This is a genomic window from Micromonospora sp. NPDC050795, assembly GCF_044456785.1.
Lineage (GTDB): Bacteria > Actinomycetota > Actinomycetes > Mycobacteriales > Micromonosporaceae > Micromonospora.
In genome coordinates, this window is the sequence record NZ_JBITGE010000007.1 from 18,856 (window position 1) to 43,007 (window position 24,152).

A 24,152-nucleotide genomic window follows, 5' to 3' on the forward strand; every position below is an offset into this window, starting at 1 on the left:
GCCCGCGCCTCCGGAGTGGGAACGGGCATTCCGGAGATTCATCTGCCGGCCAGCCATCGACCAACTCCTGGCAAATCACGGACGGTCTGCTTACCCGGACCATCGATGACAGGAGACGGCGTTGCGACGTACCCTCTCGACCCTCGGCGTGGCCAGCGCTCTGCTCGCCGCCGCCGTGGCCCTGCCGACAATGGCCGCGGCCGAACCAACTGCCGACGCGGACCGCTCCCGGGCCAACGACCGACCAATAGTGATCGGCCACCGTGGTGCCAGCGGCTACCGGCCGGAGCACACGCTGGAGGCGTACCGGTTGGCGATCCGGATGGGTGCCGACTACATCGAGCCGGACCTGGTCTCCACTTCCGACGGCGTGCTGGTCGCCCGGCACGAGAACGAGATCTCCGGCACCACCGACGTGTCGACCCACCCGGAGTTCGCGGCCCGTAAGGCGACGAAGACCATCGACGGTGTCGCGGTGACCGGGTGGTTCACCGAGGACTTCACCCTCGCCGAGCTGAAGACGCTGCGGGCCAAGGAGCGGCTGCCGCAGGTACGCGTGGCGAACACCGCCTTCGACGGCCGTTTCGAGGTGCCCACCCTCCAGGAAGTCATCGACCTGGCCCGGACCGAGGGGCGGGCACGGGGCCGCACCATCGGCATCTACCCGGAGACCAAGCACCCGAGCTACTTCGCGTCGATCAAACTGCCGCTGGAGGAGCCGCTGCTGCGGGTGCTGCGGCAGAACACGTTGGACCGGAAGAACTCGCCGGTCTTCATCCAGTCGTTCGAGACGGCCAACCTGCGACGCCTGAGCCGGCTCACCGACGTGAAGCTGGTCCAACTGCTCGACGCGACCGGCCGCCCGTACGACTTCACCGTCGCCGGCGACGCCCGCACCTACCAGGATCTGGTCACGCCGGCCGGGCTGAAGTGGATCGCCGGGTACGCCGACGGCATCGGCGCGAACAAGAACCTGATCGTTCCCCGGAACGCTGCCGGCGCCCTGCTCGCCCCCACCAACGTCGTACGCGACGCGCACCGGGAGCGCCTGCTCGTGCACTCCTGGACGTTCCGGGCCGAGAACCAGTTCCTCCCGGCGGACTTCCGGATCGGCGCCGACCCGAACGCGCGCGGCGACATCACCGCCGAGTACGAGCTCTTCCTCGGCCTGGGCCTCGACGGGGTCTTCAGCGACCACCCGGACACCGCCGTCGCCGCCCTCGCCGGCCGCGCCGCGCGCTGACCCACTCCGGGCCTCCCTAGGAGTCCCCGCCGAGCTGACCTCGGCCCGGAGCTGATCCGCTCCGAGTCGACGACCGGGCTGACACGCCCGGCCCACACGCTGGCCCGTCGTCCGCCACCCGGACGACGGGCCAGCCCTGTGCCCGCCCGCCTGAAGGTGCCCGCAGGGGTGGGGGCATCACCTCGCGGACGCTTTGGAGCTGATGCCGTAACCGAATCGCACCGCGCTGTAGCCGCAGGTCAACCCGTGCTGAAGAAAGGGATCCTGGCCGATCACGGTAGGTGGAGCGAGAAGACCGCGCCGATCTTGCGATTTCGGTAGTCGACATGGGTGGAATGCAGCTTATGTCGGGACAGAAAGTGCAAGATCGCGGAGCAGGGGCAGTGCGGCGCGACGTCCACGATCGAGCACGATCTTGACAGCTCGAGCCGGAATCCGGGCGACAACTTCGGCGATCTTCGCCCGCTCGGCGTGCGGGGCGCGTCGGCGCTGCCCACGCGTGAGCGGCCCACGACGGGCCCTGCGGCCGACCGAACCGGGGCGAATGGCGCGGGGCGACACACGGTTCGGGTGCTCCGTGGGGGTTCGGGCCATCGAGGGCATGAGCTCCCGGCTGGTAGTGCGGCCCGCTGTAACCTCCGGCCACCTCATTCCTGTTACTTGTGTGTTTCCGCCACATAGCTCGTGGGTGACGTCACTTCTAGCGTGAGCCGTCACGAAGAAGTTCTCTCCCTCTGAGTCCTCATGTGGAGTCGCAATGACGGTCCGGACGACGCGGCGGGCGTTCCTCTCCGCCGCCACGATGATGGCCGCGGCGCTGGCCGCCACGGCCTGTGGCAGCCCGCAGGACACCGCCACCGGCGGCGGCGACAGTGCCGCGCCGGTCAAGGTCGGCCTGGTGTACTCCCAGTCGGGAGCCCTGGCCAGTTACGGAAAGCAGTACATCGAGGGGTTCAAGGCGGGGCTGGACTTCGCCACCCAGGGCACCGGCAAGGTCGGTGACCGGAAGATCGAGCTGACCGAGGTCGACGACGCGGGCGATCCGGCCAAGGCGGTCTCCGCGGCGAAGGACCTGATCGGCAAGGGCACGAAGATCATCGCCGGCTCCACCGCCTCCGGTGTGGCGCTCCAGGTGGCGCCGATCGCGGCGCAGAACAAGGTGCTGTTCATCTCCGGCCCGGCCGCCACGGACGCGGTGACCGGCGCGAACAAGTACACCTTCCGCTCCGGTCGGCAGTCGTACCAGGACGTGGTGACCGCCAAGTCGTTCATCGGCGACCCCACCGGCAAGAAGGTGGTGGTCTTCGCCCAGGACGGCGCGTTCGGTGACGCCAACGAGGCCGCCGTCAAGGCTGTCATCGGCAGCGCGGGCGCGACGGTGAGCAGCGTCCGGGCCCCGGCCAGTGCCACCGAGTTCACCCCGTTCGCCAGTCAGATCAAGGCCGCCAAGCCGGATCTGCTCTTCGTGGCGTGGGCGGGCACGACCGCCCCGGCCATGTGGCAGACCCTCGACCAGCAGGGCGTCCTCTCGTCCACCACCGTCGTCACCGGTCTGGACATCCGCGCCTCGTGGCCGACCTTCGGTGCTGCCGGCGCGAAGATCTCCTTCCTGTCGCACTACTTCGACGGTGCCAGCGACACCGAGGCCAGCAAGGCGCTCAAGGCCAAGGTCAACACCATCGACCTGTTCCACCCGGACGGCTTCGCCGCCGCGCAGATGGTGGTCCGGGCCGCGCAGGAGGGCGGGGACGACGTCGACAAGATGGTCACCGCTCTGGAGGGCTGGAGCTTCGACGGGGTCAAGGGCAAGATGACCATCCGGGCCGCCGACCACGCGCTGCTCCAGCCGATGTTCCAGGCCAAGCTGACCGGCAGCGGCACCGCGTTCACGGCGACCGCGCAGAAGAGCCTCACCGGTGACGAGACCGCGCCGCCGGCCGTGGCCATGAAGGGCTGACCATGCTCGCCACCCGCGGTCTGACCTGGCGGATCGGTGAGGTCGCCATCGTCGACAGCGTCTACCTCGACCTGGCTCCCGGGGAGTTCCTGGGCGTCATCGGGCCGAACGGCGCCGGTAAGACCTCACTGTTCAACCTGATCACCGGCCTGCGTCGGGCCACCGAGGGTCGGGTCGTTCTGGACGGGCAGGACATCGGGGCGCTTCCGCCGCACCGGCGGGCCCGCCTCGGCCTGGGCCGTACCTTCCAGGCGTCCTCGGTCTTCGGCTCGCTGAGCGTGCGGGAGAACGTCCGGCTCGCCGTACAGGCGCACCGCGGGGGCTCGATGGCGTTGTGGCGGCGGGCGGCGGCCGACCGGGAGGTCGCCGTCGCCGCCGACGCGGCGCTCGACCGGGTCGGCCTCGCCCACCGGGGTACGGCCCTCGCCGGCACCCTGGCCCACGGCGAGAAGCGCAAGCTGGAGATCGCCCTGCTGCTCGCCGGTGAACCGCGGGTGATGCTGCTGGACGAGCCGATGGCCGGGGTCAGCGCCGAGGACGTGCCAGAGCTGGTCGCCGTCATCAAATCGTTGACCGGCGACAGCGGCCGGGCGGTGTTGATGGTCGAACACCACATGGACGTCATCCTGGAACTGGCCGACCGCATCGCCGTCATGCACCACGGTGCGCTGCTGGCCTGCGACACCCCGGAGACGGTGATGGCCAACCCCACAGTGCAAGAGGCCTATCTGGGGGAGTCGCTGTGACGGAACCGATCCTCACTGTGGAGGACCTGTCGGTCCGGATCTCCGGGCTGCACATCCTCCAGGGGGTGTCCTTCACTGTCGCCCCGACCGGCGTGACAGTGCTGCTCGGTCGCAACGGCGTCGGCAAGACCACCACGCTGCGCGCGATCGTCGGCCTCACCCCGCCTGCCGGGGAGGTCCGCGGGACCATCCGGATGGGCGCGCAGAGTCTGCTGGCCCGGCCGACACACCGTCTGGTCCGCGGTGGGCTCGGCTACGTGCCCGAGGACCGCTGCGTGTTCGCCGGGCTCACCGTCGCGGAGAACCTGCGGCTCGCCGAACGGCGGGGCACCACCCCGGCGTACGACAAGGTCTTCGCGCTCTTTCCCGAGCTGGACCGACGCGGACGGCAACGGGCCGGTTCGCTGTCCGGAGGGCAGCAGCAGATGCTCGCCATCGGTCGGGTGCTGCTCAACGACAACCGGCTGCTGCTCGTCGACGAGCCGACCAAGGGGTTGGCGCCGAAGGTGGTGACCGAGGTGGCCGAGGTGTTGGAACGGGTCGCGGAGTCGGTGCCGGTGCTGCTGGTCGAGCAGAACCTCGCCGTCGTACGCCGACTGGCCCGCGACGCGGTCGTGCTGGCCGCCGGCAAGGTGGCCTGGACCGGCGACGCCCACGAGTTGCTGTTGGAGACCGCGTTGACGAAGTCGCTGCTCGGTGTCGGTTCGGCGGAGGTGTCGCACTGATGGGCACCGTGATCCTGTTGGCGTTGACCGGGCTCGGTCTGGCGGCGCTGTACTTCCTGGTCGCGTCCGGCCTGTCCCTGGTCTTCGGCCTGGCCGACGTGCTCAACTTCGCGCACGGGCTGTTCCTCGGCGTCGGCGCGTACGGCACCTGGTGGGCGGCGGGCAACCTGCCGGGCGCCGGCCCGGACGGGTTCGGCTTCGTGGTCGCTGTCGCCTTCGGGGTGGCCGCCGGCACGCTGGTCGCGATCCTGGTCGAGCTGGTGCTGATCCGCCCGCTGTACTCCCGCACCATCGAGCAGGTGCTGGTCACCGTCGGGCTGTCGCTGGCCGGGGTGGCGTTGCTCCAGGCCACCTGGGGTGCGGACGCCCGTCCGTTCCCGCGTCCGGACTGGACCCGGCAGGTGACCGGGATCTTCGGTGCGCAGGTGCCCAACGGTGGCCTGCTGCTGATCATCGCGGCGGTGCTGGTGCTCGGCGCGATCCTGGCGTTCCTGCGGTGGACCCGGTACGGCCTGGTGATCCGGGCCGGCGTGGAGAACCGGGAGATGGTGACCGCGCTGGGCATCGACGTCCGCAAGGCGTTCACGCTGGTTTTCGCGATCGGTGGGGCGGCTGCGGCGCTCGCCGGCGCGCTCGGCGGGGTCTACTTCGGCACCGTCTCGCCCGGGCAGGGCGGCTCGCTGCTGATCTTCGCGTTCATCGTGGTGGTGATCGGCGGAATGGGCTCGGTGGTCGGCTCCGCGTACGCGGCGGTCGTGGTCGGGCTGGTGCAGCAGTTCGTCAACTACTACGGCACGTCCGGGCTCGGCGACATCTGCGTGGTCGGGCTGCTGGCCGTGGTGCTGCTGCTGCGCCCGCAGGGCATCGCCGGAAAGGTGGCAACGGCATGACGGTGATCGACGCTCCTCCCGCGCAGGTGCCCGACGAGTTGACCCCGCAGCGGGGGAGGTGGCACCGGGCCCGCCCGTTCCTGCCGCTGGTAGCGCTCGTCGTGCTGGCGATCCTGCCGTACTCGACGATCTCCCTGCCGGGGATCTTCGAGGGGCCGGTCAACTCACCCGGCACCCTGCAGATTCTCGCCATCTGCCTGATCTTCGGCGGGCTGGCGGCCGGGTACGACCTGCTCTTCGGTCGGACCGGGATGCTCTCCTTCGGGCACGCGCTGTACTTCGCCGCCGGTGTCTACGGCACCGACATCCTGGTCACCAGGGCCGGTCTGCCGCTGTGGCAGGCGGCGCTGCTGACCATCACCGGCGGCACCATCCTCGCCGCGCTGCTCGGCGCGGTGGCGCTGCGTACCGTGGGCATCGCGTTCGCCATGGTCACGTTGGCCTTCGCGCAGGTCGGGGCGATTCTGGTGGCCCGGGACTTCGGCGGGCTCACCGGTGGCGAGGAGGGCCTGCCGCTGGACGTGTCCGGGCTGCCCGCCGGACTGGTCGGGGTGACCAACACGGTCAACCTGTACTGGCTGGCGCTCGCGTACCTGACGCTGGTGGTCTTCGTGGTGCACCGGGTGAGCGGCTCACCGACCGGTCGGGTGCTCGCCGGGCTGCGCGACGACGAGCGGCGGATCGGCGTGCTCGGGCTGGACCCGTACCGCTACAAGCTGGTGGCGTTCACCCTGGCCGGCGGGTTGGCGTCGGCGGGCGGGGTGGTCTACGTCCTGATCGTCGGCGGCGCGTCGCCGCACATCACGTCGTCCGAGCTGACCCTGTCGTTGCTGGTCATGGTGGTGCTCGGCGGGCCGGGCACCCGGTGGGGTCCGGTGCTCGGTGGTGTCCTCTACATGTACCTGGACCACCGGCTCACCGCCTTCGGTACGAGCGACGCGGTGGACAACCTGCCGGCCGTCCTCAGCCGTCCGCTGAGCCAGCCGCTGTTCGTCCTGGGCACTGTCTTCATCCTGGCCGTCTACTTCTTCCCAGGTGGCCTGACCAGTCTGGCCCCCCGCCTCTCCCACCTGACCCGAGCCCTCCGCCCCCGCCGATAACCCCGGGCCGATAAGCCCGTTGATCAAGAGGTTTGCGTCAGAAGCCGACCGGATGGTGACGCAAACCTCTTGATCAACAAGGGTATGACGGACGGCGCTGGTAGAAATGCCGGGTGGAGACAGCAGAGCGGGCAGCGGTACGCGAGCGGGCCGAGGCGGTGCTGCGCCGGCTGGCCGGTGACCACGCCCGGCTGCGCGAGGATCAGTGGCGCGCCATCGAGGCGCTGGTCGTCGACCGGCGGCGGGTGCTCTGCGTCCAGCGCACCGGTTGGGGCAAGTCGGCTGTCTACTTCGTGGCCACCGCCCTGCTGCGGGAGCGGGGGGAGCACGGCCCGACGGTCATCGTCTCGCCGCTGCTGGCGTTGATGCGCAACCAGGTCGAGGCCGCCGCGCGGGCCGGCATCCGGGCCCGCACGATCAACTCGGCGAACCTCGACGAGTGGGACGAGATCACCGCCGAGATCCAGACCGGCGCGGTGGACGTGCTGCTGATCAGCCCGGAACGGCTCAACAACCCGGATTTCCGCGACGGCGTCCTGCCGAAGCTGGCCGCCACCACCGGCCTGCTGGTGGTCGACGAGGCGCACTGCGTCTCCGACTGGGGGCACGACTTCCGGCCGGACTACCGGCGGCTGCGGACGTTCCTCGCCGAGCTGCCCGAACGCACCCCCGTGCTGGCGACCACCGCCACCGCCAACGCCCGGGTCACCCAGGACGTCGCCGAGCAGCTGGGTGACGCCCTTATCCTGCGCGGCACCCTGGACCGCGAGTCGCTGCGCCTCGGGGTGCTCGACCTGCCCAGCCCGGCGCACCGGCTGGCCTGGCTCGCCGACCACCTGGACCAGCTGCCCGGCTCGGGCATCGTCTACACGCTGACAGTGGCCGCAGCGGGGGAGACCGCCGAGTTCCTGCGCTCCCGGGGCTACCCGGTCGCCTCGTACAGCGGGCAGTCCGACGACGCCGACCGCCGCGCCGCCGAACAGGACCTGCTCGACAACAAGATCAAGGCGTTGGTCGCCACCAGCGCCCTCGGCATGGGCTTCGACAAGCCCGACCTGGGCTTCGTCGTCCACCTCGGCGCGCCACCCTCGCCGATCGCGTACTACCAGCAGGTCGGCCGCGCGGGCCGCGCCGTCGAGCACGCCGAGGTGCTGCTGCTGCCCGGCGTCGAGGACGCCGCGATCTGGCGTTACTTCGCCTCGCTGGCGTTCCCACCGGAGCAGCAGGTCCGGGCCGTGTTGGCGGCCCTGCACACCGACCGCCCGCTCTCCACCCAGGCCCTCGAACCCCTCGTCGACCTGCGCCGGGCCCGGCTGGAGCTGATGCTCAAGGTGCTCGACGTGGACGGCGCGGTCCGCCGGGTGCGCGGTGGTTGGCTCGCCACCGGCGAGCCGTGGGTCTACGACGAGGCCCGGTTGCGCCGCGTCGCCGAGGCGCGCACCGTCGAGCAACAGGCCATGCGGGAGTACGCGACGACGTCCGACTGCCGGATGCGGTATCTACGGGAACGCCTGGACGACACCGAGGCGGTCGACTGCGGCCGATGCGACAGGTGCGCCGACCCGCTCTTCGCCGCGGACGTGTCGACAGCCGCGCTCGCCGCCGCGCAGACCTACCTGGGTCGACCCGGCGTGGAGATCGCTCCGAAGAAGCTCTGGCCGACCGGGCTCGACGCGGTGGGCGTACCCCTCAAGGGCCGGATCGCCCCCGCGGAGCAGGCGCTGCCGGGCCGGGCCGTCGGGCGACTCTCCGACCTGGGCTGGGGCAGCCGGCTGCGTGCCCTCGTCGGCCCGGAAGCGCCGGACGCGCCGGTGCCCGACGACGTCGCCGGCGCGGTCGTGGAGGTGCTGAAGGCGTGGGCGCACGGCGACAACCCGTGGCCTCGTCGACCGGTGGCGGTGGTCGCGGTCGGTTCCCGGCGGCGGCCCCGGCTGCTCGGCTCGCTGGCCGAGCGGATCGCCACAGTGGGTCGGCTGCCGCTGCTCGGTGAGGTCACCGCGGCCGGCCCCGACGGCCCGGCCGGGCCGCGCGGCAACAGCGCCCAACGGGTACGCGCGCTGCACGACGCCTTCACCGTGCCGACCGACCTGGCCGACGCCCTGGCCGGGCTGGACGGCCCGGTGCTGCTCGTAGACGACCTGATCGACTCGGGCTGGACGATGACGCTGGTGGCCCGGGCCCTGCGTCGGGCCGGCGCGACCGACGTGCTCCCGCTCGCCCTCGCCGTGGCCGGTTGACCCGCCGCCCCCACGTCCGCCACGAGGCCGGTCCTCGGCGATGTTCGGGTCTGCGCCGCGGTCCGTGCCTTTTCGGGGCGTTGCCCGGCGCTGCGGCGCGATCTGCGCCGTGGTCCGTGCCTGCTCGGGGCGTTGCTTGGCGCCGCGGCGCGATCTGCGCCGTGGTCCGTGCCTGCTCGGGGCGTTGCTTGGCGCTGCGGCGCGATCTGCGCCGGTCGGGGTGGGAAAGTTCCCGGGCGGTGTCGAGTGCGACGGTCGCCACGCTGTCCGGGCGTCGGCCTGACCCGGCCGGGCGCGGCGGTACCGTGGTCGGCATGACCAACCAGCAGCCCTTCACCCGTGCGCGGACCATTGCGGGCAGGATCGCTGGCGGCGAGGCCGGTCAGGCGCTGGGCGTCGGTCGTGGCTGACCAGGGCCCCGTCGAGCCGGACCGGAGCACCCTCCGGCTGGCGCTGGTGGTCGGCGGGCTGGTGCTGGCGGTGCTGCTCGGCTTCGGCCTCGGCCGGCTGAACGCCAACGGCGCCGTCACCGGCAGCCCGTCGTTGGCCGCCGAGCACACCGACCCACCGGGCGTCGCGCCGCACAACCACGGCAGCGCCACGGCCACCGATCAGGGCGCGGCCGTCGAGCCGGGTGGTCTGGCGGTCAGCTCGGCCGGGTTCACCCTGGTGCCCCTGGCCACCGAGTTCGTGGCGGGTCGCCCGGGTCAGCTCCGCTTCCAGGTGCGCGACGCGCAGCGCCGGCCGATCAGCCGGTTCGCCATCGTGCACGACAAGCCGATGCACCTCATCGTCGTCCGGCGGGACCTGACCGGTTACCAGCACCTGCACCCGACCATGGCGGCGGACGGCACCTGGTCGGTGCCGTTGACCCTCGCGCAGCCTGGCCTCTGGCGCGCGTACGCCGATTTCACAGTGGTCGCCGACAACGGCGCGCAGACCGCTGTGACCCTCGGGGCGGACCTGGTGGCCCCCGGCGACTACCGACCCCGTCCACTGCCGGGGCCGGCCACCTCGACGACAGTGGACGGCTTCACCGTCGGCTACCAGGGCACCGCGCAGGCCGGGGCGACAGTGCCGCTGACCTTCCGGGTGGATGGTGCTGGTGGCGCAGCCCAGTTGGCGCGGTACCTCGGGGCGTACGGGCACCTGGTGGCGTTGCGCGAGGGCGACCTCGGCTATCTGCACGTGCACCCGGAGACCGAGTTGGTGGACGGTCAGATCAAGTTCTGGTTGACCACCCCTGGCCCGGGCCGCTACCGCCTCTACCTCGACTTCCAGGTGAACGCGGAAGTCCGAACCGCCGAGTTCACCCTGACCGTCCCCTAGCCCCGCCCGTCCGCTATCCCCCGATGATCATGAGGTTGTCTTCTCTCGTCCCAGCGTGTCGTGACGCTAACTCCATGATCAACCCGTCTCGGGGCGGGGCGGGTTAGCTGGCTCGGCGGATGGGGCGGCGGGCCAGGTAGCGGAGCAGGTCGCGGATGTGGTGCTTCTCCTCGGCGGGGACCGTGGGGTCGGCCAGCCGGTCCAGGATGGCCCGGACGTCGGCCTCGACCGGGCCCTCGTCGGTGCGTCGACGGGGCGCGGGACCGGCGTCGGGCAGGCCGAGCGCGCGGAACGCGGCAGCGACCGGCAGATCCAGCGCGGCGCAGAAGCCGCGCACCTTGGCCAACTCGGGATAGTCCTGCCAGTCGCCGGCCAGCCAGCGGAAGACGGTGGAGCGGCCCACGCCCGTGTGCGAGGCAAGATCAGTCACGGTCCAGCCACGTTCGTCGCGAGCGTCATCGATGGCGCGCCGGACGAAGCGAGCGAAGGCCATCTGCGGTGATACGTCGGCTGATCCCATCCCTGCGTGTCTTCCCCCCTGCCGGAGCACCGGGACGATGCGCCTTCCGAGGGTAGTACGCGGGGAGCCGGAATCAATTGACTGACCGCACAAACTGTCCCGTGGGCGAGACTTTTCTCTGGAAGCGTGTGTGCAGAACGAAAATTGCATCGAGCGATCTTCATCGTTCTTCCATTAAGCTCGGTGCCCGTCCCGACATCGCGTCTTTCGCCCGCCGCCTGCGACGGGACCATCGCCGAGGAGCACCATGGCCGAATTGAGCCGCCCCCAGCCGTACCAGCCCGGTGCGGTGAGCCTCTTCTTCGTCGCCAAGGCCGGCGTCTTCGCCGCCGCGTTCTGGATCTGGTTGCTGGTCCTGGTGCTCCGCACCGACTCCGCGACCGGTCTCCAGGTGCTGGCCGCCACCGGCGCCATCACCACCACGCTGGTCGCTGTCCTGCTCGGCGCCCGGATGGCGTTGCAGCACAACGCCGCCATCCGGCACGCCGAGGTGAAGAAGCTGCTGGTCGACATCTCCTGGAACGCCTTCGCGGCGGCCGGCAACGCCGGGACCGACGGCAAGGTCGTGCCATTCCCGACCACCCCGGTCGACGGTGACTGGGCCGCCCAGCGGCCCGCCGCCGACCGAGTGTCGGTCCTCGACCGTGGTGTCAGCGAGCGCAACGGTGGCCGGGACCGCCGACGCTAGTTACTAAGGAGCTGAGCAGGCGTCTCTCCGGCGGCCAGCAGGGTCTCCAGCCGGGGAGTGACCTGCCACTGGTCCACCAGCTCGCGGTACTCCGCGCGCTGTGGCCCGGTCGCCCCGGCACCGGTCCGACGGGCGCGGATCAGCAGGTTACGCGGGGTGTGCTGCGAGTCCACGAACTCCACCACCTCGGTCCGGTAGCCGTGCACCCGCAGCAACCCGGCGCGCAGCGCGTCGGTGAGCACGTCGGCGAAGCGCTCGCGCAGGATGCCCTGCCGGGTCAGCAGCTCGTACGGGGCCGGGGCGGGATGGGCGCGGAGCTGCTTCGCCAGATCGTGGTGGCAGCACGGCGCGGCCAGCACCCAGCGCGCCTCCCAGCGCACCGCGCGGGCCAGCGCCTCGTCGGTGGCGGTGTCGCAGGCGTGCAGCGCCAGCACCAGGTCGGGGGCGGGGTCGACGACGGCGTCGGCGATCGTCCCGGCCACGAAGCTGACCTGGTCGGCCCAGCCGAGCCGCTGCGCCAGCTCGGTGTTGCGCCGCCGCTGGTCCTCCCGGACGTCCACGCCGACCAGGTGGACGTCGAGCCCCCGACTCGTCAGGTAGCGGTACGCGGCGAACGTCAGGTAGGCGTTGCCGCAGCCCAGGTCGACCACCCGTAGCGGGCCCGTCAGGTCGTCGGGCAGGGTCGCGGCCAGGGCCCGCAGGAACGCGTCCACCTGGCGACGCTTGGCCGCCGAGCCGCCGATCTCGGCGAAGATCGGGTCACCGGGGTCGAGCAGGTATTCCTTCGCCCGGTCGTTCCCGGTGGGCGTCGCCACCGGACGGGACGTCGCGGCCCGGTGCACCTGCGCCTCGCCGGACTTGGTCACCCGCAGTTGAAGGGTCGCGTCGGCTGTCTCGACGTGCCAGTTGCCGAACGGCTCGGCGAGCAGTTCGTCGATGGCCGCAGCGGCCTCCGGACCGGAGGCGAGGTTGCGGGTGTAGGGGCGAGCACCGTCGGACGTGGTGATCTGCATCCGGGGCCCGGCCTTGAGCCGCACCGGCCGCAGTTCGGCCCGCTCAACTGTGGGGCGGCGACCGCGTCGACGTCCGGCGGCGACCGCCCGGGTCAGCGCGGGGTCGAGCAGCAGCGCCCGAACCTCGGTCAGGGCGGCGTCCAGTGGTTGCGGCATCGTTCCATCTTCGGCAGGTGGGGTGGGAGAAGGGAACATCCCCCGTACCGCGCGAGGCGGTGCGGGGGATGTCAGGTGTGGCTGGTGGTCAGTCCGCTGTCGCTTCGGCCGGCGTACCCGCGTCGGAACCGCCACCACGGCGGCGGCGTCGGCGACGCGGCTTGGACGCCTCGCCGTCGGACGCGGTGGCCGGCTCGGACGGACCGGCGTCGGCGGAGATCACCGCGGTCGTCTCGGCCGCGACCGCCTCGCCGGCCCGGCGGCGACGCCGACGGCGGGGGGTACGGGTGCCTTCGTCGGCGGCGTCGGCCGCAGGTGCCTCGGCGGCGGCCGGCGTGCCGGCGTCGGAACGGTCGCGGCGGCCATCGCCCCGACCACGGCGCTCGCCACGACCCTCACCACGGCTCTCGCCGCGTCGGGGGCCACGACCACCGCTGTCGCCCCGACGGGAGCGGGTCGTCCCACCCAGATCCTCTTCGATCTCGGCGGACAGCCCGGCCCGGGTGCGCTCGGCCGTGGGCAGCGTGCCGCTGACCTCGGTGGAGATGTGCAGGTCGGTGTAGAGGTGCGGCGACGTGTGGTACGTCTCCGGCGGCTCCGGCATCTCCAGACCGAGGGTCTTGTCGATGATCCGCCAGCGCGGCATGTCGTCCCAGTCGACGAAGGTCACCGCGACACCCGTCGCGCCGGCCCGGCCGGTACGACCGATCCGGTGGGTGTAGGTGTCCTGGTCTTCCGGGCAGTCGTAGTTGATGACGTGGGTGACGCCGGTGACGTCCAGCCCACGGGCCGCCACGTCGGTGGCGACCAGGATGTCGATCTTGCCGGCCCGGAAGGCCCGCAGCGCCCGCTCACGGGCACCCTGGCCGAGGTCACCATGTACGGCTGCGACCGCGAACCCACGGAAGTCGAGATCCTCGGCGACCCGGTCGGCCGCCCGCTTGGTACGCGTGAAGATCATGGTCAGCCCGCGCCCCTCCGCCTGGAGGATGCGCGCCACCACCTCGACCTTGTTCATCGAGTGGGTGCGGTAGACCAACTGCTGGGTCTGCGGCGACGGGCCGGTCTCGGCGGTGTGCCCGGCGTGGATCGTCATCGGCTGGCGCAGGAAGCGCCGCGACAGGGTGACGATCGGATCCGGCATGGTGGCCGAGAAGAGCATCGTCTGCCGGTCTTCCGGAAGCATCGCCAGGATCTTCTCGACGTCGTCGAGGAAGCCCAGATCGAGCATCCGGTCGGCCTCGTCGAGGACGAGTGCGTGCACCCGGTCGAGCCGGAGGTGCTTCTGCTTCTGCAGGTCCATCAGTCGGCCGGGCGTGCCGACCAGGATCTCGACGCCCTTGCGCAGCGCGTCGATCTGCGGCTCGTACGCCACGCCGCCGTAGATCGGCAGCACCCGGACGCCACGCGTCCGGCCGGCGGCGGCCAGGTCCTTGGCGACCTGGATGCCCAGCTCACGGGTGGGGACGACGACCAGCGCCTGCGGAACACCGTCGCTGCCCTCGCCCGGGGCGAACACCCGGTCGAGCAGCGGTACGCCGAAGCCGAGGGTCTTGCCGGTGCCGGTGGGCGCCTGGCCGATCAGGTCGACGCCGCGCAGCGCGATCGGGATCGCGTACTCCTGGATGGCGAAGGCGCGGGTGATGCCGGCCGAGGCCAGGGCCTCGACGGTCTCGGCGCGGGCGCCGAGTGCGGCGAACGTGGGGGCCTCCGGTCGGACCGGGGCGGTGGGGGCCAGTTCCTGGCCGTCCAACAATTCTTGAGTCAGGTCGCTCATGTGGATGTGGGGGTGCCCTCTCGTGGGTGCGCCCGTCATGTCCTCAGGGCGCGTTCGGTATGACGCGGGCCACACGGTCGGCGGCAGATTGCCGAGCCGGACCGGGCCGCACGCGCGCCGCGGGCTGAGCTTCGATCAGATCGGCGCCCACGGCAACTGCTCCATGTTACCTGAACAGGCATACCCCCGTCCCGATTCCCAGTCGGCCACTCGCCACGCGGGGCAAGCAATTGTGACCCACACCACATCCGCGCCCAACCCGCCCGCGCCCCCGTTGTCCCGCGCCTCCGTGCCCCCGCCCCGCGCCCCCGCCCGCGTCGATCATGAAGTTGTGCTGGTGGACAAAAGCCTCGAAAATGCACCGAACCGGCACCACAACTCCAGGATCGGCGGGGCCAGCGCTCAGGGCGGCCACGCGATAGCCTGCCGCTCGTGTCCGCCTCCGGTTCCGCGTACGCCGACCTGCTGGGTCTGGTCGCCTTCGGCGAGCTGCTCGCCTTCGAGCGGATGGCGGGCGATGCCCGGCTCGCTCCTGACCTGCGCCGACGAGCCGCGCTGAACGAGATGGCCGCGGCTGAGATCGCCAACTACCGGCGCCTCGCCGACCGGCTCACCGCGTTGGGCGTACCGCCCGAGGACGCGATGGCGCCCTATGTCGAGCCGTTGCAGGCGTACCACGACTCGACCGAGCCGCGGGACTGGGCGGAGGTGGTCACGAAGGCGTACGTGGGCGACGCGATCACGGACGACTTCGTTCGCGAGATCGCCGACGCGCTGGAGGAACCGGACCGGGCGCTGGTGCTGGACGTCCTGCACGACTCCCGGTACGCGGACTTCGCCGCTACGGAGATCCGGGTGGCCGTCGCCGACGACCCCCGGGTGGCCGGTCGGCTCTCCATGTGGGCCCGACGGCTGGTGGGTGAGGCGTTGTCCCAGGCCGGCCGTGTCGCCGCCGAGCGGGCCACCCTCACCGCGCTGATCGCACGCGACGGCCGGGTCGACGTGCCGGGGCTGTTCGGCAGGCTCACCACCGCGCACACCGCGCGAATGGCCGCCGCCGGGCTGAACAACTGACCGCCCGACCGGGTTGGCCGGCGCCGGCCTGCGGCAGGTGGGCCGAGTGCCGACCTGCCGCGATGGCCGGACCGGTCAGCGGACGGTGAACCCGACCGACCGGGGCGACGCCTCGGCGATCTCGACGTAGGCGACCTTCTCGACCGGAACGATGACCCGCCGGCCCTTCTCGTCGGTCAGGGAGAGCGTGCCGCCGTTGCCGGCGAAGGCGTCGGTCACGATCTGCTCGATCTCGGCCGGCGACTGCGCGCTGTCCACTACCAGCTCGCGTGGCGCGTACTGCACGCCGATCTTGACCTCCACTGTGCCTCCTCAACTGGGGCGAGAGAACCGCCCTGCGAAGGCTATCCGATCACGGGCCCGGCGGTCAGGCTGACTCACCTTGCAGCGGGAAGCTCGCGATGCCCCGCCACGACAGCGCGGCCACCAACGCCTCAGCTTCGGCCTTCGGCACCTGCCGGCCGCCGGCCAGCCAGAACTGTGCGGCCGTCTCCGCCGCGCCGACCAGCCCGGAGGCGAGCAGCTCGGCGTGCGCCCGGCTCACCCCGGTGTCGGAGATAATGGTGTCGGTGATCGCCGCGATGCAGCCCTGCTCGACCCGCTCCACCCGCTGCCGCACGGCCGGGTCGTTGCGCAGGTCCGACTCGAAGACGAGTCGGAACGCCTCGCTCTCGTGGTCGACGAAGTCGAAGTACGCCCGTACCGACGCGCTGACCCGCTCCTTGTTGTCGCTGGTGCCGCGCATCGCATCCTGCACCTGAGCGACGATGGCGTCACAGTGCGTGTCGAGCAGCGCCAGGTAGAGATCCATCTTTCCGGGAAAGTGTTGGTAGAGCACCGGCTTCGAGACCCCGGCCCGCTCGGCGATGTCGTCCATCGCGGCGGCGTGGTAGCCCTGCGCGACGAACACCTCCTGCGCCGCAGCGAGAAGCTGCTTACGACGCGCGGAGCGAGGCAGGCGGGTGGGCCGGCCAGCGGTCTGTGCACCGTTCCCCGCAGCGGTCATGGGATCCTCCGAGTTCTCCGTACGAGCCGGCATTTTCCCCCCAGACCGGGCGAGGCCCGTGACCTCGGTCGTGGAAATGGCCCGCCGCTGTAACTTATCGCCACTCTCGGCACACGGTAGCCTCAGCGGGGGCGACCAAGGAGCGCGCGGTGAGTGAAACAGGGCAACCCGGAGCCGCCACCCCGGGAGAGCACGGTGACGGAGCGGGTCAGCACGACGACCCGAGCCGTTCCGTCAGTGGGTGGGCGCCTCAGGCGGGTGGGTGGCCCCGAGCCGCCGACCACGAGGACGCCCGGGATGAGGCGCCGCGCTGGCAGCCCGACCCCGCGTCGGGCTGGCGGACCTCCTCGGCACGGCACGGCGACCTTCCATCGCCGCTGGTGGGGCGGTCGGGCGACCCGGAGTCGCCGGCCCGCACCAACGGCCACCAGGTCAACGGCGTGCACCACCCGGACGACGTCAACGGCGTCCACCACCCCGGTCTCGAACCGCCGTCGGGGCGCCCCACGCCGGTGAGCGCACCGCCCGGGCTGCCCGAGGAGGGTCGCCTCGGGGCGGCCGGCGACCGGCTCGTGGTGCCCGCCCAACGTCCCGCACCGCCGACGGAGCAGGGTGCCGTCGAGTCCGACCCGGGCCCCGCCCCACAATCCAGCGCCGATCCGGCTGCCGCGCACCGTGCCCGCTGGGCCGAGCCCGGCCTGCCCACCTCGGCCCCGCCGGCCGTCCAGGTGCCACCCGTCGGCACCGCGGCGTCGGGTTTCGAGGTTCCACCCGGTTTCCACGCGCCGATCGGCGAGCGGCTGGCCGCCGACGAGAGTCCGACCGCCCCACGCGACTGGCGGGACCCGCTCGCACCCGAGCCCGCAGCCAACTCGGGACGCAACCCGGGCCCGGCCGCCTCCGCCGACGAGGGCGAGCCCGGTCGCGCTTCCGAGGGTTCCCGGCCGGCAGACACGCATCGCGCCGGCGAGGCGCATCGCACCGGGGACGCGCACCGTCCCGGCGAAACGCACCGGGCCGGGGAGCCGTCGGTCACCGAGCCCGACTGGTCGGGGCCGAGCTGGAACCGCCCGAGCTGGGGTGGCGGGTGGGCCCCGCCCTGGTCCCGCCAGGACGACGAGCCGGCTGGCCCGGCTGCACGGGACGAGTCGGCGCCGGACTGGGTCGGCGAACCCCACCAGCCGTACGAGCCCGTGCGCGCCGAGGTACCCCGTCCGTACGAGCCGGTGCGCGCCGAGGTACCCCGGCCGTACGAACCCGGCCGGGTCGAATCCGCGTCCACCCCGGAACGCCCCGCCGAACCGACCAGCGCACCACCCGCCGACCGTCCGTCGTGGGCGGGTGGCGCGTCGCCGACCAGTGGTCCGCCGGCTGACCGGCCGTCGTGGGCGGGTGGTGCGTCGCCGACCAGTGGTCCGCCGGCTGACCGGCCGTCCTGGGCGGGTTCCGGGGCGACCGGCGGATCCCGGGCCGACCGCCCGTCCTGGGCTGGCGGGGCCGATCCCGACCCCACCACCGCGTCGCCCGCGCGGCCCTCCTGGGCCGGGGGGTCCGATCCGACGCCGACCAGCCTGCCGCCGGTGCGGCCGTCCTGGGCCGGCGGGTCCGAGGCGGCGACCAGTGCGCCGCCGGTGCGGCCGTCCTGGGCCGGCGGTGCCGAACCGCCCGCCACCGGCGCTCCGGCGACGCGACCCTCCTGGGCCGGCGGCGCCGATCCGGCACCGGCCAGCTCCCCACCGACGCGACCCTCCTGGGCCTCCAGCCCGGCATCGGCCGACCCGTCCGCGCCGGCCGAGGCGACACCTCCGGTACCCGCCGGACCGCCTCCGGCTCCGGCCGGGCCACCTCCCACGCTGATTGACGCGCCACCGGCTCCGGCAGGCCCGTCGCTGGTCGCGGAGCGCTCGTCCTGGACCGGCGGTTCGCCGACGGCGAGCAGTTCCGGGGCCGAGCGGCCGGACTGGTCCGAGGGCCGGCTCCCGGCCACCCCGATCGAGCGCCCGTCATGGCCGGCCAGCCGGTCGGCCAGCGCCGGTGGGGGCGACGGAGGCGAGACGCCTGGCCGGTCCCGGCCCGACGTCCGACCGACCGGGCCGTTCCGGCTCCGGCCGGCGACACCCGAGCCCGGTCCGTCACCCGTCGGGCCGCCCACACCGGCCGCGCCGGTGAACGGCTCGCCATCGACTGACGTCACCCCGCCCTCCACCGCAGCGGTCCCGCCCACCGACACCTTGGGTTCCGGCCGCCGCGATCAGTCCGCACCGACGTCCGCCTCCGCCTCCGCCTACGCGGCGCGCCGATCCGCTCCCGACCCGACGTCCCCGGCCGACGATGGCCGGCAGTCGGCGGCGAGCGCGGTGGTGCTGCCGCAGCGCGTCCCCGCGGAACCGGACGTGCCCGTCGTGCCGGAGCCGCCAGCCGTGGAGCCACCCGCCGAAACCCCGGAACTCGCCCGCATCGCCACTCACCTGCGCCGGGACGACGAGCCAGCCCCACTGCGCGAGCGGCCCGAGGGGTTCGACGTCAACGCGATCCTGGACGCCGTCCGGGAGGTGGCCGGTGTGCGCGACGCGGCCCTGCGCCGCACTCCGGCGGGGGCGCACAGTCTGCGACTGGACCTGGCCGACGGTGCCGACCCGGCCGAGGTGAGCCGGCAGGTGGCCCGGCTGCTCCAGGAGCGGATGGGGTTGGCCGCGGCCCCGCAGAACGTGCCCGGCCTGCCCAGCACGCCACCACCACCGGTTCGCCGTCGCGCGGCCGAGCCCGCCGAACGGCGTACCCCGGAGACTCGAAACGCGGCTTCGCGCGATCCCGGCGAGGTCCGGTCGGCCGAGTCGCCGACGGTCGCCCGCCCGTCAAGCGGCCGGGTCGAGTCCCTGCCGGCCGGGCCGGAGCAGCGGACCGGCACGGACGCGACGCGCCGCCGCCGGTCGAACGCTCCGCACCGGGGGCGCGCCACGGTGGAGGAACCGGGGTCGGTCTCGTCCGCGCCGGCTGGCGCCGCGACCGGTAGCCCGGCAACGCTGGGCACCTCGTACTCCGGCGGTCAGGTGACCACGACGGAGTCGGCGCCGTCGCGGCCGCTGGAGACCGACGGTACGCCGGGGCCCCGGGTGGTGGTCGACCACGTGCAGGTCAGCACCTTCGGCCTGGACGCGAACGTGGAGGTCCGGCTGCTGGCCGGGGGCGACAGCGCCTCCGGGTACGCCACCGGGCCGGCGGTGGACGGCTACGTGTTGCGGCTCTGCGCGGTGGCGGCTGCGGCTGCGGTAGACGAGTTGCTGCGCGGTGCCGAGAACGCCGAGCGGGGGCGCTGTTTCGTCGAACACGCCGCGGTGGTGCCCTTCGGCAACTGCGAGGTGGCCACCGTTGTGGCGCTGCTGGTCTGTGAGGGCTGGGTCGAGCAGCTCGCCGGGTCGGCCCTGGTCGCGGGTGATCCGCGTCAGGCGGTGGTCCGGGCGACGCTGGCGGCGGTCAACCGTCGGCTTGAGGCGCTGCTGTCCTGAGTGGTTCGAGGCAGACTGGAGCAATGAGACGCGCCACCCTCTGGCCGGACCACCTGCTCCCCGACGACCGCGTCCCGCCGCCATGGCCGGGCCGGGAGGTCCGCCTCGACGGCCGGGTCACGTACGTCCGGGACACCCCGGCCACCGCCGCCGGGGCGGAGCCGGCGTTGTACGTGCACGGGCTGGGCGGGTCGTCGCAGAACTGGACCGACCTGGCCGGTCTGCTCGCCGACCGACTGGACGGTCAGGCCATCGACCTGCCCGGCTTCGGCCGTAGTGAGCCGGGCCCGAGCTACACGATTCCGGCCTTCGCGAATCTGGTCGTCCGCTGGATCGAGCAAACCGGTCGAGGGCCGGTGCACCTGTTCGGCAATTCGCTGGGTGGCGCGGTCGCGGTCCAGGTCGCCGCGCTCCGGCCGGATCTGGTCCGCACCCTCACCCTGATCTCCCCGGCGCTGCCGTTCCTGGATTTCCGGCGCTCGTTGCAGGGGCGGATGCTGCCGGTGCTCGCCATTCCCCGAGGTGAGCGGCTTGTCGCCCGGCACCTCACCCAGCTTGCCCCCGAGGTGATGGCCCAGCAGGTGCTGGAGGCGTGCGTCGCCGACCTCAGCCGGATCTGCGATCAGCGCCGGGCGGAGGCTCTGGAGGAGATCCGGGTGCGGTACGAGGCCGAGCACTACGCCGCCGCGTACGTCCGGACGTTCCGTGGGCTGGTGTCCAGCTTCCTGCGGGCGTACCTGCGGGGGCCGGGGTCGCTGTGGCGCCTCGCCGAGGCGGTACGCGCACCGACCCTTGTGGTGGGTGGTCTGCAGGACCGTCTCGTCGACGTGCGGGTCGGGCCGCAGACCGCCCGGCTGATTCCGGACAGCCGATTGATGATGCTCGAGGGCGTCGGCCATGTGGCGCAGTTGGAGGTTCCCCGGCTGGTCGCCCGCGCGGTGGTCGGCCTGCTCACCGAAACGGGGGACGCCGCGGGGCGGTCTGATCTGGCAGGCTGACCTGGATGCTCAGGTCAGCCCGCCATTCTGCTCGCCGTCGGAGACGGTTCGCGCTGGTCGCCCAACTGGTGGCGGTGGTGGTGGCCGTCGGCGCGGCGGTGACCGTGATCGCCGAAGGGCCGGGTGGGCACCCGGGCGCTGAGCGGTTGGCCGCCGAGGAGATCAGCGCGTCGCCGCCGCCGCTGGTGGCCGGGCCGCTGCCGCCCGCCCCTTCGCCCTCCGGCGCGGTCACGCCCAGCCCGCGCCCGGTGTTGCGGGTGCCCGGCGCGGTTCCGAGCGCGGGCACGGGCGGGTTCGGCTACGACGCCCGTTCCGGCCCGGTGCTGGGTCGGGCGGGTGAGCTGCGGCGTTACCGGGTCGCTGTGGAGTCGGGCAGCACGGAGGACGTCACCGAGTTCGCCGAGGCGGTGGAGGCGGCGCTGGCCGGGCCGGGCAGTTGGGTCGACAGCGGCAGGTTGCGGCTGCAGCAGGTGCCGGGGGCTGCGCCTCGGGACTTCACCGTCTACCTGGCCACCGCCCGCACCGCTGGTCGGATGTGCGCGAAGGGTGGGGTCGACATCCGGATCGACGGCCGCCCGTACACGTCCTGTCGGGCGCCCGGCCAGGTGATCATCAACCTGGATCGGTGGCGGTTGTCAGTGCCGCACTTCGTCTCGGCCGGCGTGCCGTTGACGGTCTACCGGACGTACGTGGTCAACCACGAGGTGGGTCACCAGCTCGGCCATCGGCACGAGCGCTGCCCCGGCAAGGGCCGGCAGGCTCCGGTGATGATGCAGCAGACGCTCTTCCTCAACGGCTGTCGGGTCAACCCCTGGCCGTACCTGAACGGGCGTCGATACACGGGCCCCGCCCTCTGAGTACGACACGCCGACCATTGACCCCTCCATCAGGCGTCTTGCGGCAATAGCGGCGAAAACGGAGAAATGCCCGAATAATCTGGCAGGCTTGATCCTATGACGCCGTCGTCCCCTTGCGGCCCGCCCCGGCCGCCCGAGCCCAGCTCGGCGTTGCGGGGTGCGCGTCCCGCGTTCGTCCGGATGCACCGGCGTCGTCGTCGCAGCATGCTGCTCGGTCTCCTCGTGCTCGCGGGCGCCATCGGGGTGACGGTGAGCCGGGGCGGCGAGCCGTCGGCCGAGCCTCCGGCCACCACGCAGGGCGGAATGGGCCACGGAGGCGGGGCGGTCGCGCACCCGGCGCCCACCGGCTATCCGTCGGTCGGCGCGGGACGCTTCTCGGTGGCCGACGGCGAGACACCGGTGTACGGCACGGACGGGCCGCTGCACCGATACCGGGTCGTCGTGGAACGCGGCGCCGGCCAGGACGCCGACGTGTTCGCCTCCCGGGTGGACGAGGTGCTGACCGACCCGCGCAGTTGGATCGCGTCCGACGAGCTGCGGGTGCAACGGGTGGCCGACGCCGGGGCCGCCGACTTCACCATCTACCTGGCCACCCCGGTCACGTCCGAGCGGATGTGCGCCGAGGGCGGGTTGACCACCGAGCGCTACACCTCCTGTCGCCTGCCCGGTCAGGTCATCATCAACCTGGCCCGCTGGATGGAGGCGGTCCCCGACTACGGCGCCCCGCTGGACACCTACCGGACCTACGTCATCAACCACGAGGTGGGCCACGAGTTCGGCGCGGAGCACGAGGCGTGTCCGGGCCCGGGGGAGCCCGCCCCGGTGATGCAGCAGCAGACGTACGGGCTGCAGGGCTGCGTCGCCAACGCCTGGCCGTACCTCGACGGTCGTCGCTACGCTGGGGACATCGTCCCCTGATCCGCCGGGTCGCCGGTTATTCCCGCTCCCGCATACCGGACCACGTGTCGTCCCTCATGGCCGAGGAGGGCTCCCGCGAGCAACAATGGCGCGGTTCACACCGCCGATCCCGGGGAGTCCACCGTGTCGTTGCCCCCGCTCGTCGAGCCCGCCGCCGAGCTGACCGTAGACGAGATCCGCCGCTACTCACGCCACTTGATCATCCCGGACGTCGGGGTGACCGGCCAGAAGCGGCTGAAGAACGCCCGGGTGCTCTGTGTCGGCGCCGGTGGCCTCGGGTCGCCCGCCCTGTTGTACCTCGCCGCGGCCGGGGTCGGCACGCTCGGCATCATCGACTTCGACACCGTCGACGAGTCGAACCTCCAGCGCCAGGTCATCCACGGCGTCTCCGACATCGGCCGGTCCAAGGCCGAGTCGGCCGCCGCGTCGATCCGCGAGATCAACCCCCTGGTGAATGTGGAGATCCACAACACCGCGCTGGACCGCGAGAACGTCCGCGAGATCTTCGCCCAGTACGACCTGATCGTCGACGGCACCGACAACTTCGCCACCCGCTACATGGTCAACGACGCGGCGGTGCTGCTGGGCAAGCCGTACGTCTGGGGGTCGATCTACCGCTTCGACGGCCAGGCGTCGGTGTTCTGGGCCGAGCACGGCCCCTGCTACCGCTGCCTCTACCCGGAGCCGCCGCCGCCCGGCATGGTTCCCTCCTGCGCCGAGGGCGGTGTGCTCGGCGTGCTCTGCGCGTCGATCGGTTCGATCCAGGTGAACGAGGCGATCAAGCTGCTCACCGGCATCGGTGAGCCGCTGGTCGGCCGCCTGATGGTCTACGACGCCCTGGAGATGGAATACCGCAAGATCAAGGTCCGCAAGGACCCGAACTGCGCGCTCTGCGGCGACAACCCGACGGTCACCGACCTGCTGGAAGACTACGAGGACTTCTGCGGCGCGGTCTCCGAGGAGGCCCAGGAGGCGACGCTCGACTCGACCATCACCGCACTGGAGCTCAAGGAGTGGCAGGACGCCGGCAAGGACATCTTCCTCGTCGACGTACGCGAGCCGGCCGAGTACGAGATCGTGCAGATCCCCGGTGCCACCCTGATCCCCAAGGGCGACATCATCTCCGGTGAGGCCCTCGCGAAGCTGCCACAGGACCGGCAGATCGTGCTGCACTGCAAGTCGGGCGTCCGCTCGGCGGAGGCGCTCGCCGCGCTCAAGGCAGCCGGTTTCAAGGACGCCGTGCACGTGCAGGGCGGCGTGCTCTCCTGGATCAAGCAGATCGACCCGTCGCTGCCCGCGTACTGACCGATCGAGCCGGGGCGGCCCCGGCGCGGCCACACCGCCAAGCCGGGGCGGCCCGCGCGACCGCCCCGGCAAATCGACGCAGATAACGCCGAGCGGCCGCCCGGCCG

20 protein-coding genes are annotated in these 24,152 nt (G+C 72.3%); 15 read left to right on the forward strand and 5 right to left on the reverse strand.

Translation table 11 applies throughout. The features are described 5' to 3' along the window. Positions 1 to 121: 121 nt before the first annotated feature. The 8 genes from ACIBEF_RS08140 (at position 122) to ACIBEF_RS08175 (ending at position 10,227) form a co-directional block, all read left to right on the forward strand. Positions 122 to 1,243, forward strand: coding sequence for a glycerophosphodiester phosphodiesterase (locus ACIBEF_RS08140; protein ID WP_396792276.1), 1,122 nt, complete (start codon positions 122 to 124; stop codon positions 1,241 to 1,243). 757 nt (positions 1,244 to 2,000) lie between these two features. Further along, positions 2,001 to 3,200: a substrate-binding domain-containing protein gene (locus tag ACIBEF_RS08145; protein ID WP_112699098.1), complete on the forward strand. Its 1,200-nt coding sequence runs from the start codon at positions 2,001 to 2,003 to the stop codon at positions 3,198 to 3,200. Between the two features lie 2 nt (positions 3,201 to 3,202). Beyond that, positions 3,203 to 3,946 carry an ABC transporter ATP-binding protein gene (locus ACIBEF_RS08150; protein ID WP_355005715.1) on the forward strand — a complete coding sequence of 248 codons (744 nt, stop codon included), beginning with the start codon at positions 3,203 to 3,205 and terminating at the stop codon, positions 3,944 to 3,946. Beyond that, positions 3,943 to 4,671 carry an ABC transporter ATP-binding protein gene (locus tag ACIBEF_RS08155; protein ID WP_396792277.1) on the forward strand — a complete coding sequence of 243 codons (729 nt, stop codon included), beginning with the start codon at positions 3,943 to 3,945 and terminating at the stop codon, positions 4,669 to 4,671. The genes ACIBEF_RS08150 and ACIBEF_RS08155 overlap by 4 nt, the downstream gene beginning before the upstream one ends. Further along, entirely contained in the window at positions 4,671 to 5,561 is an 891-nt protein-coding gene (locus ACIBEF_RS08160; protein WP_357200733.1) for a branched-chain amino acid ABC transporter permease, read from the forward strand. The genes ACIBEF_RS08155 and ACIBEF_RS08160 overlap by 1 nt, the downstream gene beginning before the upstream one ends. Beyond that, positions 5,558 to 6,661, forward strand: a complete 1,104-nt coding sequence (locus tag ACIBEF_RS08165; protein ID WP_396792280.1) for a branched-chain amino acid ABC transporter permease — start codon at positions 5,558 to 5,560, stop codon at positions 6,659 to 6,661. The genes ACIBEF_RS08160 and ACIBEF_RS08165 overlap by 4 nt, the downstream gene beginning before the upstream one ends. A gap of 113 nt (positions 6,662 to 6,774) precedes the next feature. Beyond that, complete coding sequence (locus tag ACIBEF_RS08170) at positions 6,775 to 8,898, forward strand: DEAD/DEAH box helicase (RefSeq protein WP_396792282.1); 2,124 nt, start codon at positions 6,775 to 6,777, stop codon at positions 8,896 to 8,898. Between the two features lie 402 nt (positions 8,899 to 9,300). Next, positions 9,301 to 10,227: a hypothetical protein gene (locus tag ACIBEF_RS08175; protein ID WP_396792284.1), complete on the forward strand. Its 927-nt coding sequence runs from the start codon at positions 9,301 to 9,303 to the stop codon at positions 10,225 to 10,227. A gap of 103 nt (positions 10,228 to 10,330) precedes the next feature. On the opposite strand, the gene ACIBEF_RS08180 is transcribed toward ACIBEF_RS08175, so the two are convergent. Then, the gene (locus ACIBEF_RS08180; protein ID WP_396792287.1) at positions 10,331 to 10,747 is read right to left on the reverse strand and encodes a helix-turn-helix domain-containing protein; all 417 of its coding nucleotides are present in this window, start codon (positions 10,745 to 10,747) and stop codon (positions 10,331 to 10,333) included. 247 nt (positions 10,748 to 10,994) lie between these two features. Between ACIBEF_RS08180 and ACIBEF_RS08185 the strand changes: the two genes are divergently transcribed. Continuing rightward, positions 10,995 to 11,435, forward strand: a complete 441-nt coding sequence (locus ACIBEF_RS08185) for a hypothetical protein (RefSeq protein ID WP_396792289.1) — start codon at positions 10,995 to 10,997, stop codon at positions 11,433 to 11,435. Here ACIBEF_RS08185 and ACIBEF_RS08190 read toward each other — a convergent pair. After that, positions 11,432 to 12,604 carry a class I SAM-dependent methyltransferase gene (locus ACIBEF_RS08190; RefSeq protein WP_396792291.1) on the reverse strand — a complete coding sequence of 391 codons (1,173 nt, stop codon included), beginning with the start codon at positions 12,602 to 12,604 and terminating at the stop codon, positions 11,432 to 11,434. The two genes, ACIBEF_RS08185 and ACIBEF_RS08190, sit on opposite strands and share 4 nt — an antisense overlap. A gap of 88 nt (positions 12,605 to 12,692) precedes the next feature. Beyond that, positions 12,693 to 14,381: a DEAD/DEAH box helicase gene (locus ACIBEF_RS08195; protein WP_396792293.1), complete on the reverse strand. Its 1,689-nt coding sequence runs from the start codon at positions 14,379 to 14,381 to the stop codon at positions 12,693 to 12,695. Between the two features lie 432 nt (positions 14,382 to 14,813). On the opposite strand from ACIBEF_RS08195, the gene ACIBEF_RS08200 reads away from it, so the two are divergent. Then, on the forward strand, positions 14,814 to 15,455 hold the full coding sequence (locus ACIBEF_RS08200; RefSeq protein WP_396792295.1) for a ferritin-like fold-containing protein: 642 nt from the start codon (positions 14,814 to 14,816) through the stop codon (positions 15,453 to 15,455). A 75-nt stretch (positions 15,456 to 15,530) separates the two neighbouring features. On the opposite strand, the gene ACIBEF_RS08205 is transcribed toward ACIBEF_RS08200, so the two are convergent. Both ACIBEF_RS08205 and ACIBEF_RS08210 read right to left on the reverse strand, forming a co-directional pair. After that, positions 15,531 to 15,758, reverse strand: coding sequence for a DUF3107 domain-containing protein (locus tag ACIBEF_RS08205; RefSeq protein ID WP_266246431.1), 228 nt, complete (start codon positions 15,756 to 15,758; stop codon positions 15,531 to 15,533). Between the two features lie 64 nt (positions 15,759 to 15,822). Then, positions 15,823 to 16,461, reverse strand: coding sequence for a TetR/AcrR family transcriptional regulator (locus ACIBEF_RS08210; RefSeq protein ID WP_030489514.1), 639 nt, complete (start codon positions 16,459 to 16,461; stop codon positions 15,823 to 15,825). A gap of 1,853 nt (positions 16,462 to 18,314) precedes the next feature. Here ACIBEF_RS08210 and ACIBEF_RS08215 point away from each other — a divergent pair. From ACIBEF_RS08215 to moeZ, 5 genes are all read left to right on the forward strand, one after another. After that, positions 18,315 to 19,967, forward strand: a complete 1,653-nt coding sequence (locus ACIBEF_RS08215) for a hypothetical protein (RefSeq protein WP_396792459.1) — start codon at positions 18,315 to 18,317, stop codon at positions 19,965 to 19,967. Positions 19,968 to 19,990: 23 nt separating this feature from the next. Further along, a complete protein-coding gene (locus ACIBEF_RS08220; RefSeq protein WP_357200757.1) occupies positions 19,991 to 20,965 on the forward strand; it encodes an alpha/beta hydrolase in 975 nt (324 codons plus the stop codon). Between the two features lie 5 nt (positions 20,966 to 20,970). Further along, entirely contained in the window at positions 20,971 to 21,822 is an 852-nt protein-coding gene (locus ACIBEF_RS08225) for a DUF3152 domain-containing protein (RefSeq protein WP_396792296.1), read from the forward strand. A 204-nt stretch (positions 21,823 to 22,026) separates the two neighbouring features. Next, a complete protein-coding gene (locus ACIBEF_RS08230) occupies positions 22,027 to 22,740 on the forward strand; it encodes a DUF3152 domain-containing protein (RefSeq protein WP_396792297.1) in 714 nt (237 codons plus the stop codon). Between the two features lie 123 nt (positions 22,741 to 22,863). Then, entirely contained in the window at positions 22,864 to 24,045 is a 1,182-nt protein-coding gene (gene moeZ / locus ACIBEF_RS08235; protein WP_112584748.1) for an adenylyltransferase/sulfurtransferase MoeZ, read from the forward strand. Positions 24,046 to 24,152: the final 107 nt, after the last annotated feature.

Excerpts from the sequence above, each read along its gene's own strand:
- ACIBEF_RS08145 (WP_112699098.1), top strand. The coding sequence starts at position 2,001 with ATGACGGTCCGGACGACGCGGCGGGCGTTCCTCTCCGCCGCCACGATG.
- ACIBEF_RS08150 (WP_355005715.1), top strand. The coding sequence starts at position 3,203 with ATGCTCGCCACCCGCGGTCTGACCTGGCGGATCGGTGAGGTCGCCATC.
- ACIBEF_RS08160 (WP_357200733.1), top strand. The coding sequence starts at position 4,671 with ATGGGCACCGTGATCCTGTTGGCGTTGACCGGGCTCGGTCTGGCGGCG.
- ACIBEF_RS08165 (WP_396792280.1), top strand. The coding sequence starts at position 5,558 with ATGACGGTGATCGACGCTCCTCCCGCGCAGGTGCCCGACGAGTTGACC.
- ACIBEF_RS08180 (WP_396792287.1), bottom strand. The coding sequence starts at position 10,747 with ATGGGATCAGCCGACGTATCACCGCAGATGGCCTTCGCTCGCTTCGTC.
- ACIBEF_RS08185 (WP_396792289.1), top strand. The coding sequence starts at position 10,995 with ATGGCCGAATTGAGCCGCCCCCAGCCGTACCAGCCCGGTGCGGTGAGC.
- ACIBEF_RS08190 (WP_396792291.1), bottom strand. The coding sequence starts at position 12,604 with ATGCCGCAACCACTGGACGCCGCCCTGACCGAGGTTCGGGCGCTGCTG.
- ACIBEF_RS08195 (WP_396792293.1), bottom strand. The coding sequence starts at position 14,381 with ATGAGCGACCTGACTCAAGAATTGTTGGACGGCCAGGAACTGGCCCCC.
- ACIBEF_RS08210 (WP_030489514.1), bottom strand. The coding sequence starts at position 16,461 with ATGACCGCTGCGGGGAACGGTGCACAGACCGCTGGCCGGCCCACCCGC.
- ACIBEF_RS08220 (WP_357200757.1), top strand. The coding sequence starts at position 19,991 with ATGAGACGCGCCACCCTCTGGCCGGACCACCTGCTCCCCGACGACCGC.
- ACIBEF_RS08225 (WP_396792296.1), top strand. The coding sequence starts at position 20,971 with ATGCTCAGGTCAGCCCGCCATTCTGCTCGCCGTCGGAGACGGTTCGCG.
- ACIBEF_RS08230 (WP_396792297.1), top strand. The coding sequence starts at position 22,027 with ATGCTGCTCGGTCTCCTCGTGCTCGCGGGCGCCATCGGGGTGACGGTG.